Annotated in this window: 19 protein-coding genes; 7 read left to right on the forward strand and 12 right to left on the reverse strand. The window is 29.5% G+C overall.

The window, feature by feature from the left end:
- Positions 1-34 precede the first annotated feature (34 nt).
- From H3Z83_RS00740 to H3Z83_RS00785, 10 genes are all read right to left on the reverse strand, one after another.
- Positions 35-667, reverse strand: coding sequence for a hypothetical protein (locus H3Z83_RS00740; protein WP_182123567.1), 633 nt, complete (start codon positions 665-667; stop codon positions 35-37).
- 49 nt (positions 668-716) lie between these two features.
- The gene (locus tag H3Z83_RS00745; RefSeq protein ID WP_182123568.1) at positions 717-3,017 is read right to left on the reverse strand and encodes an FdhF/YdeP family oxidoreductase; all 2,301 of its coding nucleotides are present in this window, start codon (positions 3,015-3,017) and stop codon (positions 717-719) included.
- Complete coding sequence (gene fdhD, locus H3Z83_RS00750) at positions 3,007-3,810, reverse strand: formate dehydrogenase accessory sulfurtransferase FdhD (protein ID WP_182123569.1); 804 nt, start codon at positions 3,808-3,810, stop codon at positions 3,007-3,009. The genes H3Z83_RS00745 and fdhD overlap by 11 nt, the downstream gene beginning before the upstream one ends.
- 160 nt (positions 3,811-3,970) lie before the next feature.
- On the reverse strand, positions 3,971-5,152 hold the full coding sequence (locus H3Z83_RS00755; protein ID WP_182123570.1) for a class I SAM-dependent methyltransferase: 1,182 nt from the start codon (positions 5,150-5,152) through the stop codon (positions 3,971-3,973).
- A gap of 2 nt (positions 5,153-5,154) precedes the next feature.
- Entirely contained in the window at positions 5,155-5,841 is a 687-nt protein-coding gene (locus tag H3Z83_RS00760) for a hypothetical protein (RefSeq protein WP_182123571.1), read from the reverse strand.
- 2 nt (positions 5,842-5,843) lie between these two features.
- Positions 5,844-6,746, reverse strand: a complete 903-nt coding sequence (locus H3Z83_RS00765; protein WP_182123572.1) for an ATP-grasp domain-containing protein — start codon at positions 6,744-6,746, stop codon at positions 5,844-5,846.
- Between the two features lie 38 nt (positions 6,747-6,784).
- On the reverse strand, positions 6,785-7,444 hold the full coding sequence (locus H3Z83_RS00770) for a pyridoxamine 5'-phosphate oxidase family protein (protein ID WP_182123573.1): 660 nt from the start codon (positions 7,442-7,444) through the stop codon (positions 6,785-6,787).
- A 2-nt stretch (positions 7,445-7,446) separates the two neighbouring features.
- Positions 7,447-7,962 carry a GNAT family N-acetyltransferase gene (locus H3Z83_RS00775; protein WP_182123574.1) on the reverse strand — a complete coding sequence of 172 codons (516 nt, stop codon included), beginning with the start codon at positions 7,960-7,962 and terminating at the stop codon, positions 7,447-7,449.
- Complete coding sequence (locus tag H3Z83_RS00780; protein ID WP_182123575.1) at positions 7,959-8,249, reverse strand: DUF1272 domain-containing protein; 291 nt, start codon at positions 8,247-8,249, stop codon at positions 7,959-7,961. The genes H3Z83_RS00775 and H3Z83_RS00780 overlap by 4 nt, the downstream gene beginning before the upstream one ends.
- Positions 8,249-8,767: a DinB family protein gene (locus H3Z83_RS00785; protein WP_182123576.1), complete on the reverse strand. Its 519-nt coding sequence runs from the start codon at positions 8,765-8,767 to the stop codon at positions 8,249-8,251. Before H3Z83_RS00785 ends, H3Z83_RS00780 begins: the two co-directional genes overlap by 1 nt.
- An 81-nt stretch (positions 8,768-8,848) precedes the next feature.
- Here H3Z83_RS00785 and pdxR point away from each other — a divergent pair, with 81 nt between their 5' ends.
- Positions 8,849-10,327 carry a MocR-like pyridoxine biosynthesis transcription factor PdxR gene (gene pdxR / locus H3Z83_RS00790; RefSeq protein WP_182123577.1) on the forward strand — a complete coding sequence of 493 codons (1,479 nt, stop codon included), beginning with the start codon at positions 8,849-8,851 and terminating at the stop codon, positions 10,325-10,327.
- Here pdxR and prmC read toward each other — a convergent pair.
- Both prmC and H3Z83_RS00800 read right to left on the reverse strand, forming a co-directional pair.
- On the reverse strand, positions 10,317-11,159 hold the full coding sequence (gene prmC, locus H3Z83_RS00795) for a peptide chain release factor N(5)-glutamine methyltransferase (protein WP_182123578.1): 843 nt from the start codon (positions 11,157-11,159) through the stop codon (positions 10,317-10,319). The two genes, pdxR and prmC, sit on opposite strands and share 11 nt — an antisense overlap.
- A 1-nt stretch (position 11,160) precedes the next feature.
- Positions 11,161-11,652: a GNAT family N-acetyltransferase gene (locus tag H3Z83_RS00800; RefSeq protein WP_182123579.1), complete on the reverse strand. Its 492-nt coding sequence runs from the start codon at positions 11,650-11,652 to the stop codon at positions 11,161-11,163.
- A gap of 53 nt (positions 11,653-11,705) precedes the next feature.
- On the opposite strand from H3Z83_RS00800, the gene H3Z83_RS00805 reads away from it, so the two are divergent.
- The 6 genes from H3Z83_RS00805 (at position 11,706) to H3Z83_RS00830 (ending at position 16,197) form a co-directional block, all read left to right on the forward strand.
- Positions 11,706-12,170: an NDR1/HIN1-like protein gene (locus H3Z83_RS00805; protein WP_182123580.1), complete on the forward strand. Its 465-nt coding sequence runs from the start codon at positions 11,706-11,708 to the stop codon at positions 12,168-12,170.
- Positions 12,171-12,174: 4 nt separating this feature from the next.
- Positions 12,175-13,215 carry a bifunctional diaminohydroxyphosphoribosylaminopyrimidine deaminase/5-amino-6-(5-phosphoribosylamino)uracil reductase RibD gene (gene ribD, locus H3Z83_RS00810; protein ID WP_182123581.1) on the forward strand — a complete coding sequence of 347 codons (1,041 nt, stop codon included), beginning with the start codon at positions 12,175-12,177 and terminating at the stop codon, positions 13,213-13,215.
- Positions 13,208-13,819, forward strand: a complete 612-nt coding sequence (locus H3Z83_RS00815) for an HAD-IA family hydrolase (protein ID WP_182123582.1) — start codon at positions 13,208-13,210, stop codon at positions 13,817-13,819. The genes ribD and H3Z83_RS00815 overlap by 8 nt, the downstream gene beginning before the upstream one ends.
- Positions 13,816-14,679 (forward strand): DMT family transporter, encoded by an 864-nt coding sequence (locus H3Z83_RS00820; protein WP_182123583.1) that lies wholly within the window; start codon positions 13,816-13,818, stop codon positions 14,677-14,679. The genes H3Z83_RS00815 and H3Z83_RS00820 overlap by 4 nt, the downstream gene beginning before the upstream one ends.
- A complete protein-coding gene (locus H3Z83_RS00825; protein ID WP_182123584.1) occupies positions 14,679-15,293 on the forward strand; it encodes an IMPACT family protein in 615 nt (204 codons plus the stop codon). The genes H3Z83_RS00820 and H3Z83_RS00825 overlap by 1 nt, the downstream gene beginning before the upstream one ends.
- 88 nt (positions 15,294-15,381) lie before the next feature.
- The gene (locus H3Z83_RS00830; RefSeq protein ID WP_182123585.1) at positions 15,382-16,197 is read left to right on the forward strand and encodes a hypothetical protein; all 816 of its coding nucleotides are present in this window, start codon (positions 15,382-15,384) and stop codon (positions 16,195-16,197) included.
- Positions 16,198-16,238 lie beyond the last annotated feature (41 nt).

Here is a 16,238-nt window from a genome sequence, read left to right on the forward strand (position 1 = left end):
TCGTTTGAAAATTTTATATTTCATTAAAATTTAATTAATTGTGTATTTTTTGACGTTCACCATCAACATAAGAAGCAATAAAGGCATCTTTAAAACCTATCTTAATAAGTTCTCTTTTTAGATATTTAGCTTCATTTAAAGTTTCAAACAATCCTATAGAATATTTGAAGAATCCATTGTCTTTAGTAACTGTTGAAGGTATGGTTGAAGACGATAATAATGGGTAGTTTTTACTTGAGAAAATCCCTATTTGCACAGAGTAAATTGTTTCTCCAGAAGATATATCAGCTTTAGCATCTGCTACAGAAAGACCGTTATTACCTGCGTTAAAACCATCTTCAGAATCAAAAGATTTACCGTTTCTTTTTGCTCTAGCTTGAGCTCTGCTAATACTATCAATAACTCTTATTGATTCTTCTTTTTTAATTTCAGCTATATCAGACGAAGACATTGAAGCACCTCCCTTGGTATAAAAATAATACGTTGCACCTAATGCTGCACCCAATAATAATCCTAATAGAATAGGAGTAATTTTAGATTTCTTTTTAAAACTAGAAAAATCTTCTTGAACTTTGGTTAATTCAGTTTCAGCTTCTTCTCGTTTTAATTTTGAGTTATCTAAATCTTCTTGTATTAACTTAAACTTGTCTTCTTCAATAAAAGGCATAATTTGGGCTTGATTTTGTTAAATTCAACGACTAAAATACAAATCTTTTTTAATTAACGTTTTTTTCAACAGTTATTATTATTGTTTTTGAAGCTGGCGTATGACTTATTCTCGCTTTACTTTGAATAGGAACTAGCACATTCGCTTCTGGAAAATACGTTGCTGTACATTGTTTTGGTATGCTGTAAGGAATTACTAAAAACCCTTTAGCATATCTTTTTTCTCCTTTAAAATGACTTATTAAATCTACTTTATTGAGTTTAGATAAACCTTGTTCTTTCATGTCATCAGGATTCATAAACACAATTCTACGTTCGTTTAAAACTCCTCTATAACGATCATCTAATCCGTAAATAGTGGTATTATATTGATCGTGCGTACGAATAGTCATCAGCATAAACTGATTATTTTCTAAAACAATATCTGTAGGTAAATTATTTGTAAAATTTGCTTTACCTGTTAGTGTAGGAGAGAAGTTATTATCTCTAGCATTATTAGGTAAATAAAATCCTCCTTTTTTGCGCACCCTACTATTATAGTTATCAAAACCAGATATCGTTGCTTCAATTTTATCGCGAATTAAATCGTAATTTGAAGCTAAATCACTCCATTTTACAATACTGTTTTTTAAAGTAGCTTCAGCCATTTTAGCAACAATAGTAGGTTCGCTTAACAAGTATTCTGATAAAGGATCTAAATGCCCCTTAGATTGATGCACAACACCCATTGAGTTTTCTACTGAAACAAATTGTTCACCAGAACTTTGAACGTCTTTTTCTGAACGTCCTAGACAAGGTAAAATTAAAGCTTGTTTACCATGTATTAAATGACTTCTGTTTAACTTGGTAGAAACGTGTACTGTTAAATCACAATTTCTTAAAGCATCAGCTGTGTATTCTGTATCGGGAGTAGCAGAAATAAAATTACCTCCCATACCAATAAATACTTTTGCTTTATTAGCATGCATAGCTTCAATAGCAGCTACTACATCATAACCATGTTTTCGTGGAGTTTTAAATTTAAATTCTCTCTCTAGACTATCTAAAAAAACGTCTTTAGGTTTTTCCCAAATACCCATAGTACGATCTCCTTGTACATTAGAATGACCACGAACAGGACAAGTACCAGCTCCTTTTTTACCAATACTCCCTTTTAAAAGTAATAGATTTACAACTTCACGAATATTATCAACAGCATTTTTATGCTGTGTTAACCCCATGGCCCAACAAATAATTATCTTATCGTTATTTATTATAAGCTCAGTAGCCTCTTTTATTTCTTTTAAACTTAAACCAGTTTGAGGGAGCAAACTTTCAATACTATAATTGTCTAAATCTTCTAAAAACTCATCTATTCCATATGTTTTTTCTTTGATAAACTGATGATTGAAAACTGAATTTGGTTTCTCATTTTCTCTTTCTTTCATCAATTTTAAGATGATTTTTAATAATGCTACATCACCATTGATTTTAACTTGAAGAAATAAATCGGTTAATTTTTGACCTGAACCTAACCATTTTAAAGGATTTTGAGGATCAACATAATTCATTAATCCAACTTCTGGAAGTGGATTAATAGTCATTATTTTACCTCCATTCTTTTTAGTTTCTGATAATGCTGTTAACATTCTTGGATGATTTGTTCCAGGATTTTGCCCCATAACAATCACCAAATCAGCATGATTAAAATCGTCTAAAGTAACCGATCCTTTACCAATGCCTAAGGTCTCTGAAAGTGCACTACCACTACTTTCATGACACATATTAGAACAATCTGGTAAGTTGTTAGTACCAAACTGACGCACAAAAAGTTGATATAAATAAGCGGCTTCATTACTCGTTCTACCAGAAGTGTAAAAAATAGCTTCGTCTGGTGAGTCTAAATCGTTTAATTCTTTCCCTATCAGCTTAAAAGCATCATCCCAAGATATTTCTTCATAATGAGAACTTCCTTCTTTTAAAACCATTGGATGTGTGATTCTTCCACTTTTTCCGATTTCATAATCAGACCATTCAGACATTTCTTCAACAGAATGCGTAGCAAAAAATAGGGGAGAAACTCTATTTTTAGTAGCTTCTTCAGCTATTGCTTTTGCTCCGTTTTCACAGTATTCAGCTAAAAAAGCTCTTTTTTCATCTGGATCGGGCCATGCACAACCAGGGCAATCAAAACCATTTATTTGATTGATGTTTTTTAGTAAACTGATTCCTTTAGCAACACCAGTTTCAGTAAAAACATGATTTAAAGCTGATTTAATTGCTTTTGTTCCTACTGCTTTTTCAGGAATATCTATAAGCTCAATTCCTGTTAATTTTTCAGGCGGTTGTGCCTGTATTTTTTTATCGCTCATAATTAATATATTGAGGATTTGAATAAATAGTCATTTTCTCGTCTCTGCTAAAACCAATCAAACAAATTCCGAATTCTTTAGCAAAATCAACAGCTAAAGATGAACATGCAGATACTGCAATTATTATTGGAATTTTTGCTAGAAAAGCTTTCGATACAATCTCGTAAGAAACACGTCCGCTAACCAACATATAATTGGCATTTTTAAGCTTATTATTATTAAGTAAATCACCAACACATTTATCAACTGCGTTATGACGTCCAATATCTTCTTTTATAGTTAATAGCTCTTTTTTTGAATTAAAAACTGCACATGCATGGCTTCCGCCAGTTTTCTTAAATAAAAACTGCAAATCACTCATTTTTAAAAACATATCAATACTTATATTAACTGATTCTTTAATATTGTTTTTTAATGAATTACCATTTGTTTTTAAATCACCTAATTCTTTTTTACCACAAATTCCGCAAGAGGAAACCGACAAAAGAGTTCGTTTATTTAAATAACCTTTACCTAAACTTTCTTTAGAGATATCCACATTTAAAACAGCTGAAAAATCATCATTGTTTTCAATAAAACTAATGTTTAAATTTTCCTCTTTTTTATATATGTCTTCAGCATATAATAAGCCTCTTACAAGCTCTACGTCATTGCCCGGAGTTCTCATAACAACGGTATAGGCTTCTTTATTTATATTAATTTGTAATGGAGCTTCAATAACTAAGTTGTCTTCTATTTTTGATGAAGATTTTTTTGAAAGCTTTATAGATTGGTAAACACTTGCTTGTTTCATGTTATAAACAAATGTACTTAAAAGTAAGGGAATTGAAAAGCCTTGTTTGAGTCAAGGCTTTTCGGCATGTTTTATTACCCCTTAACGAACAAAACACGCCTGAGATAGGGACTCATTTGCTTAACAAACGGTAAAAAACTAGATTTATTGCAGTAAGGGCCTAATTAATTTTTACACAATCAATAACAATTAATTCATTGTTCATATCTGTAGAAAAAAACAAATAAACATCTCCACCATCTTTTAACTTTGTTTCTTTTCTGATTTGAGCAACGGTTTTAGGGAAATTTCTTGTAGTAATATTTGCCTTTTTCGCGGTAATATGCTTTTTTAATTTCTTTTTATTGTAGGGAAATACATTTTGAATTTTAAAAATTCTACCTGGAAAATCTTCTAATACTTCTTTTGAGGTATATAAATGAGAATGTTGATGAAGCTTATTTACTTTTAACTGATGACTTACTTCAGAAAATCCACCAGATTTTAATATAGCAGCATTAGGTTCGTATAAGTAATTTTCAGGTAACGAGTAAGTTGAGTCAGCATCTAAACTTAATTTAAGATAAAAATATTGAATACTGTTTTTCAATATGTTAGATGTTTTTACCTCAATAACCCCTTTAAAACTTTGTTCGAGTAAAAAAAGCAACTCTTTTACTTCGTTATTTACCGATACTATATGAATTTCTTTGACAAATTTCAATTCATTTATAGTAGAAGTGATATCTAATATTGGAGAGTTTTTTATTAAAAGTGTATCTGATTTTTCAAACAAAAAATCAATATTTTCAGGAACATTAGGTAAACAATCTTTCAATAAAAAGACCTTTCCTTTTAAATCATTTCTTCTTGAAGGGTCAATATAAATACAATCGAATTTTTGAGTAGTTCTTTTTAAATATTCTAATCCGTCTTGTGCAATTGTTTTAATGTTATCTACTCCAAATTCTTGGTAGTTATAGTTGACTATTTCAGATAGTTTCTGATTAATTTCACAATGAATAACTTCATCAAAATGTTTTGAAAAAGCAAAACAATCAACACCAAAACCACCTGTTATATCAATAATTGATTTTCCTTCAATAATTTTAGACTTATAATTAGCAGTAATTTCAGACGAAGTTTGTTCAATACTTAGCTTAGGAGGATAGTAGATATTACTACAATTAAACCAAGTTGGTAGCTTTTTTTGAGATTTTTGTTTAGCTATTATTTGGTTCGCTAACTCTTGTATAGTTACATTTTTAAAAGGACTTCCTTTTAAAATTAACTCATTAATGTTTGCTTTTAAATTTTCGTTTATAAAAAGCTGAACATCTTTATGTAAAATATCTTTATTCAAAATTAATTATAACCTTTTACATCACCCATATCTAAAGTACCGATAGGCAACTGATGTTTCGTTGGTAAAATTGCACCCGACTGGGTTGTTGCCCAATCATTCCAAGTGGCTTTCATACCTCCAGTAGGTATAATAGATACCCACATTTTGAATGAAGTAGGTTTTCCTGATTCGTCTAAGATCCATAAATATGAATCTCCAGGAGTCGAACCTCCACTAGTGTAAGTTATCATTAATGCTTTTTTATCATTATATGAAACAACTTTACGTTTAATTCCATCTTCAAAAACCTTATAAGGAGCAACTAACCAAAAACTATCATTGTTAAAATAATCAGTTGCTTTTTTTAGTATTTCTGGATTATCAACCAATTTAGCATCAACGAAAACTTTACTTTTTTCAGGTGATTTTGTGTCTAGAATAATTTTATTATTATCCCAAGATACATCCACTGTATTTTCTTGTTTATCCCATTTATAAAAATGTTTACCTCTAAATGACCATTCTAAAAAGCGAGTGTTTTTATACGCTTCATAATTCAATATATTTAACATTTTCGAAGCTAAAGCATCTGCCTCAATACCTTCTTCACCTTTAGGTAAACTTTCATTACTAGTATAATATAAAACTCCTAGCCCTACTGTAACAAATAACAGTATTACTCCAATTATTTTAAAGACTTTTTTCATGATTAGGCAGTTATTAATTGTTTGATACCTTTAGCAAGTTCATCAGCAGCTTTTGGATAATTTCTAAACCATAATTCAGGTTCAATTAATTCTAATTCAGCAATCGCTAGTTTATTATCATTATCCATAAAAACATCTACACGCGCATAAATAGGCAGTTCTTTACAAGCTTTTACAGCATTTTCAGCAAATTCTATTTCAGACTGAGTAGGAGAGTAGTCGTGTACCGTTCCTCCAAAATCATCTTGCACTCTAAAATCTCCGTGTTTTGCTATTTTTAAAACAGCGTGGGTATACTTACCGTTCATTACCATTAAAGATATTTCTCCTTTATCAACGATGTTTTTTTGAAAGGGCTGTAGAATCATAGCTTCTTCTGAAATTAATTTAGAAAAAACTTCTTCATGCTCTACAATATTTTCTGGGTTAATCTTATATGTATGTCTTCCTCCACCAGAAATACATGGTTTTAATACAAACTCAGTTAACTTATACAGATTTGCTAATTCTTGTAAATTTCTTTTCTCAGCAAGTTCAACAAAATAAGATTCACAGATATGAACTCCGTTTTTTTGTAAATCTAACAAATAGTGTTTGTCAATATTCCAACGAATAATATTTTCAGAATTTAATAAAATTGTTTGTTGACTTACTTTATTTAACCAAACAGAAAATTCAGAAAAACGATCAAAATAATCCCAAGTAGTTCTGAATAAAATATATTTAGTTGACGACCAATCAAAAGTTGCGTCATCCCAAGCAAGTCTCCCAACTTTTAAACCTTGTTTTTCTAAAGCAATTTTTACATAATTGTCTTCATCTAAAACATTTTGAATATAAATATCAATTTCTTTAGGATTAATATACCTAGGGTCGGTAAGAATAATTACATCATAAATTTTCATAGGCGAAATTTACGATAATTTACGATGCAATAAAATGATTATTTGTTTTGTTGATAATAGGCTAAAACATGTTCTGGTATTGAAACACCTTCTATTAATTTTTCATCAGAAACAGGATATTCTGCAACTTGTTTTATAGGAACAACACCAGCCCATATCGGCAAACTGTAATCTTCTGGTTCATCATTAACCCCTACATCTCTAATTTTTGCAGAAGCAGTTTCTATGGTAAACTCTACGACTAAAGTTCTATCTAATTCTTTTTGATGCATTGGGCGAAGTGAACCCCAATGATTAGGCATCATTTGATTAACAATCCACCCTAAAATTTGCGATTTATCGCTGTCTTTTTCTATCTTTTTTAAGCTTCCAAAAAGTGTAGCAGAACGATAGTTAACAGAGTGATGTAATCCAGATCGTGCTAAAACTAATCCGTCTAAATGCATTACGGTTATTGATGTTTCTTCACTTTTTAAAATAGATAGCAGCATTCTGTTTGCTGTAGAGCCGTGAATATATATTTTATCATCTCTACGTGCATATGCCATCGGAATAGTAATTGGTTTACCGTCATATATGTAGCCTACATAACATAGAAAACCTGCATCTAAAATGGTATTAATTTTTTCTACATCATAAATAGCTCTATTCTGACCTCGCTTTACACGATTCAGTTTAGTTTTTTCGTATTCTTTCATAATTATATTTTTTTAGAGAAAACGATATTATCGTACCCTTTACCATTTACTAAAAAGCTTAATTCACCTACATTTTTAAATTCATTTTTTTCGTAAAATCGAATCGCTCTATTATTCTTAACATAAACTGAAAGCCACATCGTGTCAAATTGCAATTTCTTTGCTTTTTGCTCAGTGAAATCTAAAAAATGCTTCCCTAATTTCATCTGTAAAAAATCAGCAAGAATATAAATTCTTTCTAATCGACAACTGTTTTTTGACTCCACATTTTCGTGAGTGGCTTTTAATACAAGTTTTACGTAGCCAACAGGCAATTCATCTACATAGAGAATAAGAAATAAATTATTATTGTTTTTAATATCCTCTCTAGTTTTTACTACTGAAAAAGATTTAGTCAAGTATTTTAACAAATCTGTTTTATCTTCAATAAAATTCCCATGAGATTCTACATAAGTAACACGCCCTAGCAACGCTAAAATCTCAGCGTCAGATTCTTTTGCTTTTTTTATTTCAATCATCTTTTTTCCGGTGAAATATTTTTAAATTTTTCTGAATTTATTTTAGTCTTATCCAAATCTTTTGGTTTAAAAACTTTATCTGTAGATGCTGGATATTTCTCAATCATTTTTGAAGGTCGGATCGGTCTATTCACAAAATTACCTGAACAACTTGGGCACACATTCTCAAATATTTCTAAAGCACAAGTTTTACAATAAGTGCACTCAAAAGAACAAATCATTGCTTCTGTTGATGTGTTGGGTAAATCTTTACCACAATGCTCGCAGTTTGGTCTAATATCTAACATTATAAATAGCGTTCTTTAATAACTTCTATATGCCAAACACTATGACCTAATAAAATAAAAGCACAAGCTCTTGCAGAAACTGGTGAATTACTTGCTGCTCCCATGTTACTTAAATTTTCTTCAGAAATACTATTGATGAGATTTATAGAGTTTAAACGAGTTACAGTAAATTCATGAAGTAAAGCTTCGATAGTTTTTTCATTAGCTCCTGAAGGTTCTATATAAACATCTTGATCAAATCCTATTAAAGGAGTTGTGTCTTTTCTTGCAATTCGAAAAAAACGGTACATAAATATTCGCTCTGTATCAATAATATGTTGTAAAACTTCTTTAATACTCCATTTTTCTGGCTGATATTTATATTCTAATTTTTCATTTGGAATTGAAGAAAAGAAATCAATTACCATTTTTTTGTCATCTTCAAAACCAGTTGCTAATTCTGTATTATCAGATACTTTATTAATATATCTTTTATAGTACTCGTTGTATTCTGTTGATTTTAAATCTTGTTTAATCATTCTTTAGTTGTTTTGTTATCCAAAAATACTACTTTTATGGACTACAATATTCGTCCAGAATAAAAATAATAAATAGTCCAGATGTTTCCGTATAAAACCAGCTTAATATTAAATAGAAAAAGTAAAGAACCTTTGTATTTACAACTATCTAATCAATTTATTAATTTAATTAAAGAAGGGAAGTTGACTTCTGGAACTAAATTAATTGGCTCAAGAAGTTTAGCAGAATTACTAAATATACACAGAAAAACGGTGGTTTCGTGTTATGAGGAATTGAGTTTACAAGGTTGGGTAGAAAGCATTTCTAAAAAAGGAACTTTTGTACATAACAACTTGCCCTTATTAGATCAGTCTAAATTGATAGAAGCTCAATCAAAGAATGAGAAAAACAAATCAGGATTTACATTTTATGCTAATGAAATTTTTCCTCATAAAGTAAGTGTAAAAAAAGAAAACACAATCTACATAAATGACGGAACATCAGATGGAAGATTGATTCCTACTGAAGAAATTGCAAGAACATACCGAAGAATTGCATCTAAAAAGAACATCTATAAAGAAATGGGCTATGGCTCTACTTTTGGTAATGATAAATTACGATTAACTTTAGTAGAATACTTAAACACTACTAGAGGTTTACAAATTACAAAAGATAATATTCTAATAACTCGAGGAAGTCAAATGGGAATCTGGTTATCTTCTCAGTTATTACTAAAAAGTAAAGATGTAATTGTTGTAGGTGAAACTAACTACGCTTCTGCAGATTATAATTTTTTAGATCAAAAAGCTACTTTAAAAAGAGTTGCTGTAGATGAGAATGGGCTTGTAATAGATCAGATTGAAGAGCTCTGTAAAAAACAACAGATAAAAGCTGTTTACGTTACTTCACACCATCATCACCCAACAACAGTAACCTTATCAGCCGAACGAAGAATTCATTTATTAAACTTAGCTAAAGAGTATAATTTTGCGATTATTGAGGATGATTATGATTACGACTTTAATTACAATCATGCACCTATTTTGCCGTTAGCAAGTCATGATAATAACGGAAATGTTATTTACATTGGTTCTATTTGTAAAACTGTGGCACCAGTTTTTAGAATCGGTTATTTAATAGCTTCTAAAGAGTTTGTAAATGAAGCAGCAAAACTCCGTGGATTTGTAGATAGACAAGGAGATGCACTTTTAGAATTAACGTTTGCTGATTTTATTAAATCTGGTGATTTAGATCGTCATATAAGAAAGGTGATGAAAATTTATAAGCAACGTAGAGATTTATTTTGTCAATTATTAAAAGACAAATTAAGTAATTATTTTGAGTTTAAAATCCCAAAAGGAGGAATGGCTGTTTGGGTAAAACTAAATAAGAAATACTCTTGGAAACAAGTAGAAATTGAAGCAAGAAAGCATCAATTGGAAATAGGCGAGTGGCAACGCTATGATTTAGCAAACACAAAACATAATGCAATAAGAATTGGGTTTGCCTCTTACAATGAAGAAGAAATTCATAAACTGATTTCTGCTTTAAAAATAACAATGATTGCTATTACAAACTAGCTTTAATCATTCTATCATTACCAAATAAATCTTTACGAAGTTCTATGTTTTTAAAGCCCTTTTCTTTTAGCATATCAACGGTTTCTTTTCCTAAATATTGATTGATTTCAAAAAACAATAATCCCTTTTTAGTAAGCGATTTTTTAGCTAAATCAGCGATCTTATTATAAAAAATCAACGGATTGTCATCTTCTACAAACAATGCTAAATGAGGTTCATTTTCTAAAACATTGTTTTTTATCTCTATTTTCTCAAGGTTTCTTACATAGGGTGGATTTGAAACAATAATATCGTATTCTTTAAGCTCATCAGTTTTTAGAATATCCTTTTTAATAAAATCAACCGAAACATTATTTAAAGTAGCATTCTTATTTGCAATTTTTAAAGCTTCTTCAGAAACATCAATTGCACTAACCGTTGCTTCAGGTAAATATTCTGCAAGTGTAATAGGTATGCATCCCGTACCGGTACCAATATCTAAAATAGTAACATTTGAATCCTTATCAGCCTCAGATAAAATCCATTCTACTAACTCTTCAGTTTCTGGTCTAGGTATTAGAGTATTGGTATTAACTTTAAAAGGTAATCCATAAAACTCAGTATAACCTAAAATATACTGTATAGGTTCTTCATTTTTTAATCGAATAATAGCTTCATGAAATAATTCTTTCTTTTCTTTAGTAATTTCAAAACCTGGTTTCATTGTTAAATCAATTCGTTGAAAACCTAAATATTCTTCGATTAAAAAAAAGAAAAAAGTATCTATTTCTGTTTGAGGATATAAACCCTCAAGCTCTTTATTAAAAAAAGTTCTAATATTCTTAAGTCTCATTTTATAATTCTTTTAGCATCCATACACTACAAGAATAATGCCCTGTATTTCCCAAAGGCTTTTCTAAACTTACAAATCCGTTTTTTCTATATAAAACTCTAGCTGCTTCCATATAAGGCATAGTTTCTAAGTAACATTGCTCAAAACCTTTTGATTTAGCATTAGATAAGCAATGGTTTATTAATTTACTTCCTAATCCTTTTCCTCTCGCAATAGGCAAAAAATACATTTTCTGTAGTTCACAAACATTTCCTTCAAAATTATCAAGAGAAGCAAAACCTGCGCCTCCAATAATTTTATCATCTTGCTCTATTACAAAGTAAGAAGATTTCTCTTTTTGATATGTTTCAAACATTTCATCAGTAGCCTTATCTTCATAAGCTGTTCCTGTTTTTGGAGCTCCAAACTCAATTAAAACATCACGAATGACTTGTGCTATTTGTGCGTTATCTTCAGGTTTAATTTCTCTTATAATAAAATCAGAAGTAATCATAGGAATATAGTACTTTTGCAAGAGCAAAGTACCAAAAAAAAACACGAATACACATGAAGAAATTTGTTTATTTTTTAGCATTAATCGTATTAATTATTAGTTGTTCTATAAAAGAGAAACCTGTTTTCTTAAAGGTAGATGACATTAAAATAATTTCTTTTGTTTCTGATACTGTTAGAATTGGTGCAAATGCTTTCTTTAAAAACCCAAATGATATTGGAGGCAAGATTTCAACTGATGAAATTAAAGTTATCATAAACGGAGTTGAAGTAGCGCAAGTTTCATCTGATGAATTTAAAGTTCCAGCTCGTGAAGATTTCACAATTCCCTTAAAAGTAGTTATTCCTGCTAAAAAAGTATTTGATAACAATAAAAACGGAATTTTAGGAGGTATACTAACATCATTATTAAATCAAAGTTTAAAAGTGCAGTTTAAAGGTGATTTAAACTATAAAGTTTTTGGTATTTCTCATACGTATCCAATAGACAAAACTGAGGACGTTAAAATAAAGCTATAATTTTTTGAATCACGAAAAATACATACAACGCTGTTTACAACTTGCTAAAAACGGAATTGGAACCACAAGACCTAATCCATCTGTAGGTGCAGTTGTAGTTCATAATAATAAAATTATAGGAGAAGGTTATACATCTCCTTATGGAGGAAATCATGCTGAAGTAAACGCTATAAATTCTGTAACAAATACAGAACTTTTAAAAGAAGCTACTATTTACGTTACGTTAGAACCGTGTTCACATTATGGAAAAACACCGCCTTGCGCTGATTTAATTGTAAAAAGTAAGATTCCTAATGTTGTTATAGGATGTTTAGATACAAATAGTCTAGTAGCAGGTAAAGGAATCGAACGACTCGAAAATTCTGGTTGCAATGTAGTTGTTGGAATTTTAGAGAAAGAATGTAAAGAACATCACAAACGATTTTTTACAGTTCAAAATAAAAAACGCCCTTATATTATTTTAAAATGGGCAGAAACAACTAATGGATTTATAGCTCCGCTAACTAAAAATGCACAAAAACCTGTTTGGATTTCCAATCAATACTCACAACAGTTAGTGCATAAATGGAGAAGTGAAGAGCATGCTATCCTAGTTGGTACGAATACGGTTATTGCTGATAATCCATCATTAAATGTTCGTAGTTGGACAGGAAACAACCCTATTAGAATTGTTTTAGATAAAAATTTACGAATTCCTACAGATGTAAATGTTTTTGACAATAACGTAAAAACAATTGTTTTAACAGGTTCAAAAAACAAAATTGAACCCCAAGAAGATCTACTTTTTAAACAAATAGATTTTTCTCCTAATCTAGCTGAGCAAGTTTGTACTGTTCTTCAAGAAGAAAATATTCAATCAATAATTATAGAAGGAGGTGCTAAAACTTTACAAACTTTTATTGATGCTAATTTATGGGATGAGGCTAGAGTTTTTACTGGTCTAAATGAATTTAAGAGTGGGGTAGAAGCACCTGTTTTAAAAGGAAAATTAAAAAAAGAAGAAAGCATCGGAAGCGATGTATTAAAGATATATATAAATGATTAAAAATATCATTTTTGATTTTGGTGATATATTCATCAATTTAGATAAAGAAGCTACTTATAAAGAGTTAGCAAAATTAGGAGTTACTGAGATTACTGATGAAATGTTACAACAATATTATCAGTATGAGATGGGACTTATTTCAACTGAAGAGTTTATCAACTTTTTTTATGAAAAATTTTCAATCCCTAAGAAAGATTTAGTTTTTGCTTGGAATGCGATTTTATTAGATTTCCCTAAGCATAGATTAGCCTTTTTAAAGAAGTTAGTAGTCACTAATAAATACCGCATTTTCTTATTAAGTAATACAAACGACTTACATATTTCTTGGATCCAAAACGATTGGGGAATGAAATTATACAATGAGTTTAAAAACTGTTTCGAACAATTTTATTTGTCTCACGAAATCAATTTTAGAAAACCAAATGCTAATATTTATGAGTTTGTTTTAAATGAAAATAAATTAGAAGCTTCGGAAACTATTTTTATTGATGACACTAAAGAAAATACAGATGCAGCTAAAGAATTAGGAATGCATGTTTGGCACTTAATCCCTGGAGATGATGATGTAGTTGATTTATTAAAAAGAAAAGAGTTTATAGCGTGATTTATTTAGTTTTAAGTATTCTAATTTCGAGTTTATTATTTGTTATTTTCAAACTCTTTGATGTTTTTAAAATCAATACGCTTCAAGCCATTGTTGTTAACTACGCAATTGCTTTATCGTTTGGATTGTTTACATCAAGTACACCTTTATCTATTTCAGAAATTACACAACAACCTTGGTTTACCGGTGCTTTCTGTTTAGGTTTCTTATTCATATCGGTATTTAATGTGATGGGGATAACCGCACAAAGAAACGGATTGTCAGTAGCGTCAGTTGCAGGTAAAATGTCTGTAGTAATTCCAATTATTGTTGGAATATTTGTTTATAAAGAGAGTGTTGGTTTAGTAAAAATTATTGGAATCTTAATGGCTTTGATTGCTGTTTATTTATCATCAGCAAAAAGCGATACCTCTCCTGTAAAATTTAAAAACCTACTATTTCCTTTATTACTTTTCGTAGGCTCAGGTTGTATTGATGCTGGATTAAAATATGTAGAATCTACTTATGTTTCAGACGGAGCTGTACCAATGTTTTTAGCCACTATTTTTGGTTGTGCATTTATATTAGGAACTTTTGTTGTAATCACTCAAATGATTAATGGTAAATTTAAGTTTCATTGGAAAAATTTAGTAGGAGGAATTGCTTTAGGAATCCCTAATTATTATTCAATGGAATTTTTAATAAAAGCTTTACAAACAAAAGGTTTAGAAAGTTCAACATTATTTACCATTAATAATGTATCTATTGTAATATTAACCACAGTTTTTGCATTGGCTTTCTTTAAAGAAAAGCTGATTAAGAAAAATTGGATTGGTATTGGGTTGGCAGTAATTAGTATTTTATTAGTAGCTTCGGCATAATGAGCGAGATTAAAGACACTTATAAAACAATTGATGTTCCTTCAGAAGAAACATTATTTAAAGACCGTAATAGTAAATTTTTCGGATATGCTTTTCCTGTTTTTAATGAGAGAGATGTAAAAGAAGCTATTGAAGGCTTAAAAAAGAAGCATCATACTGCACGTCATTTCTGCTATGCATGGCAATTTGGCACAGAGACTATTCGATTTAGAGCTAATGACGATGGTGAACCAAGTAACTCTGCTGGAATGCCAATTTATGGTCAAATACAAGCTTTTGATGTGACTAATATTTTAATCGTATCTGTTCGTTATTTTGGAGGAACTAAACTAGGAGTAGGGGGATTAATTAATGCATATCGAAATTCAGCACAACTCGCTTTAGAAGCTTCAGAAATTATTGAAAAAACGATTGATATTCGATATAAACTTTCTTTTGGATACGATATGATGAATAAAGTACAACGTATTGTAAAAGAGCGAAACCTTAATATTATTGGTCAAAAATTAGAAATGGATTGTGAATACACGATTTCAGTTCGTAAAAAAGAAGCGCAAATGATTTTCGATATTTTTGATAATCTATTTAAAGTTGAGATTATAGAAATCGTATAGTAAGTTTAGTAAGCTCTTTAATATACTACACAAATGAAAATTTATATATTTATTGATTTTTAAAATGAGTTAAAAAAATATTATTATAATGGTAAAGAAAAAGAATAATATTCAAACATGGATAGCAATAGTTTCAATTATAGTCCCGATTTTAGTTACATTTTTCATTAAACTTATAGAAAATGAAAATAAAGAACTTAGTATTTATTTTAAGCAAACTGAAAAAGTTTTAATAAAAAAGACTACAATTAATAATAATATAGCATTATCCTATGATTCTATAAATGTTGAAAATATTTCTATAGCGGAAATTATAATTGAGAACTCTGGAAATACACCTTTAACTAAGTTAGATTTTGAAAAAGAGGGGTTTGAATTAATAGTAACGCCTAATGTAAAAAAAAATAAAAATAATACATTACCTTATTTGATGGATGTTACTTGCAGTGAAAATGCCAAGCAAAGAGGTTCTGAATTAAGTTTTTCAAGTAACGAAAAAAATGGAGTTATTGAATATCTGCCTTCTTTATTGAATAAAGGAGATAGAGTAATTCTTGAAGTTTACATTCCATTAGACACAAAAATTAATTTAGATTATAATGGAAAAATAAAAGGAGGCATGATAAAATCTCCTATTTTGTATTCAGATATTAAAAAAACGTCAAAATTAGAAGACTTAATCACTTCAATTAATAACATCTTTTTATTTAAATATTTTACAGTAATCTTATTTGCTTTGCTTTTTAGTACTATGATTATAGGAGCAATATCTTTAGAATCACTATCTACAAATGATACGAATAAGTGGTCAGACATGAATATTCAATCAAAGTTTTTTATGATTCTTATGATTCTTTTTTCTCTTTTATTTCTAATACTATTAATTGCTTCTGTTATAATATAATTTTTTTAATTAAAATTATCTTGTCACCCATTTAAAAACCT

The organism is Tenacibaculum pelagium (genome assembly GCF_014062345.1).
GTDB lineage: Bacteria > Bacteroidota > Bacteroidia > Flavobacteriales > Flavobacteriaceae > Polaribacter > Polaribacter pelagius.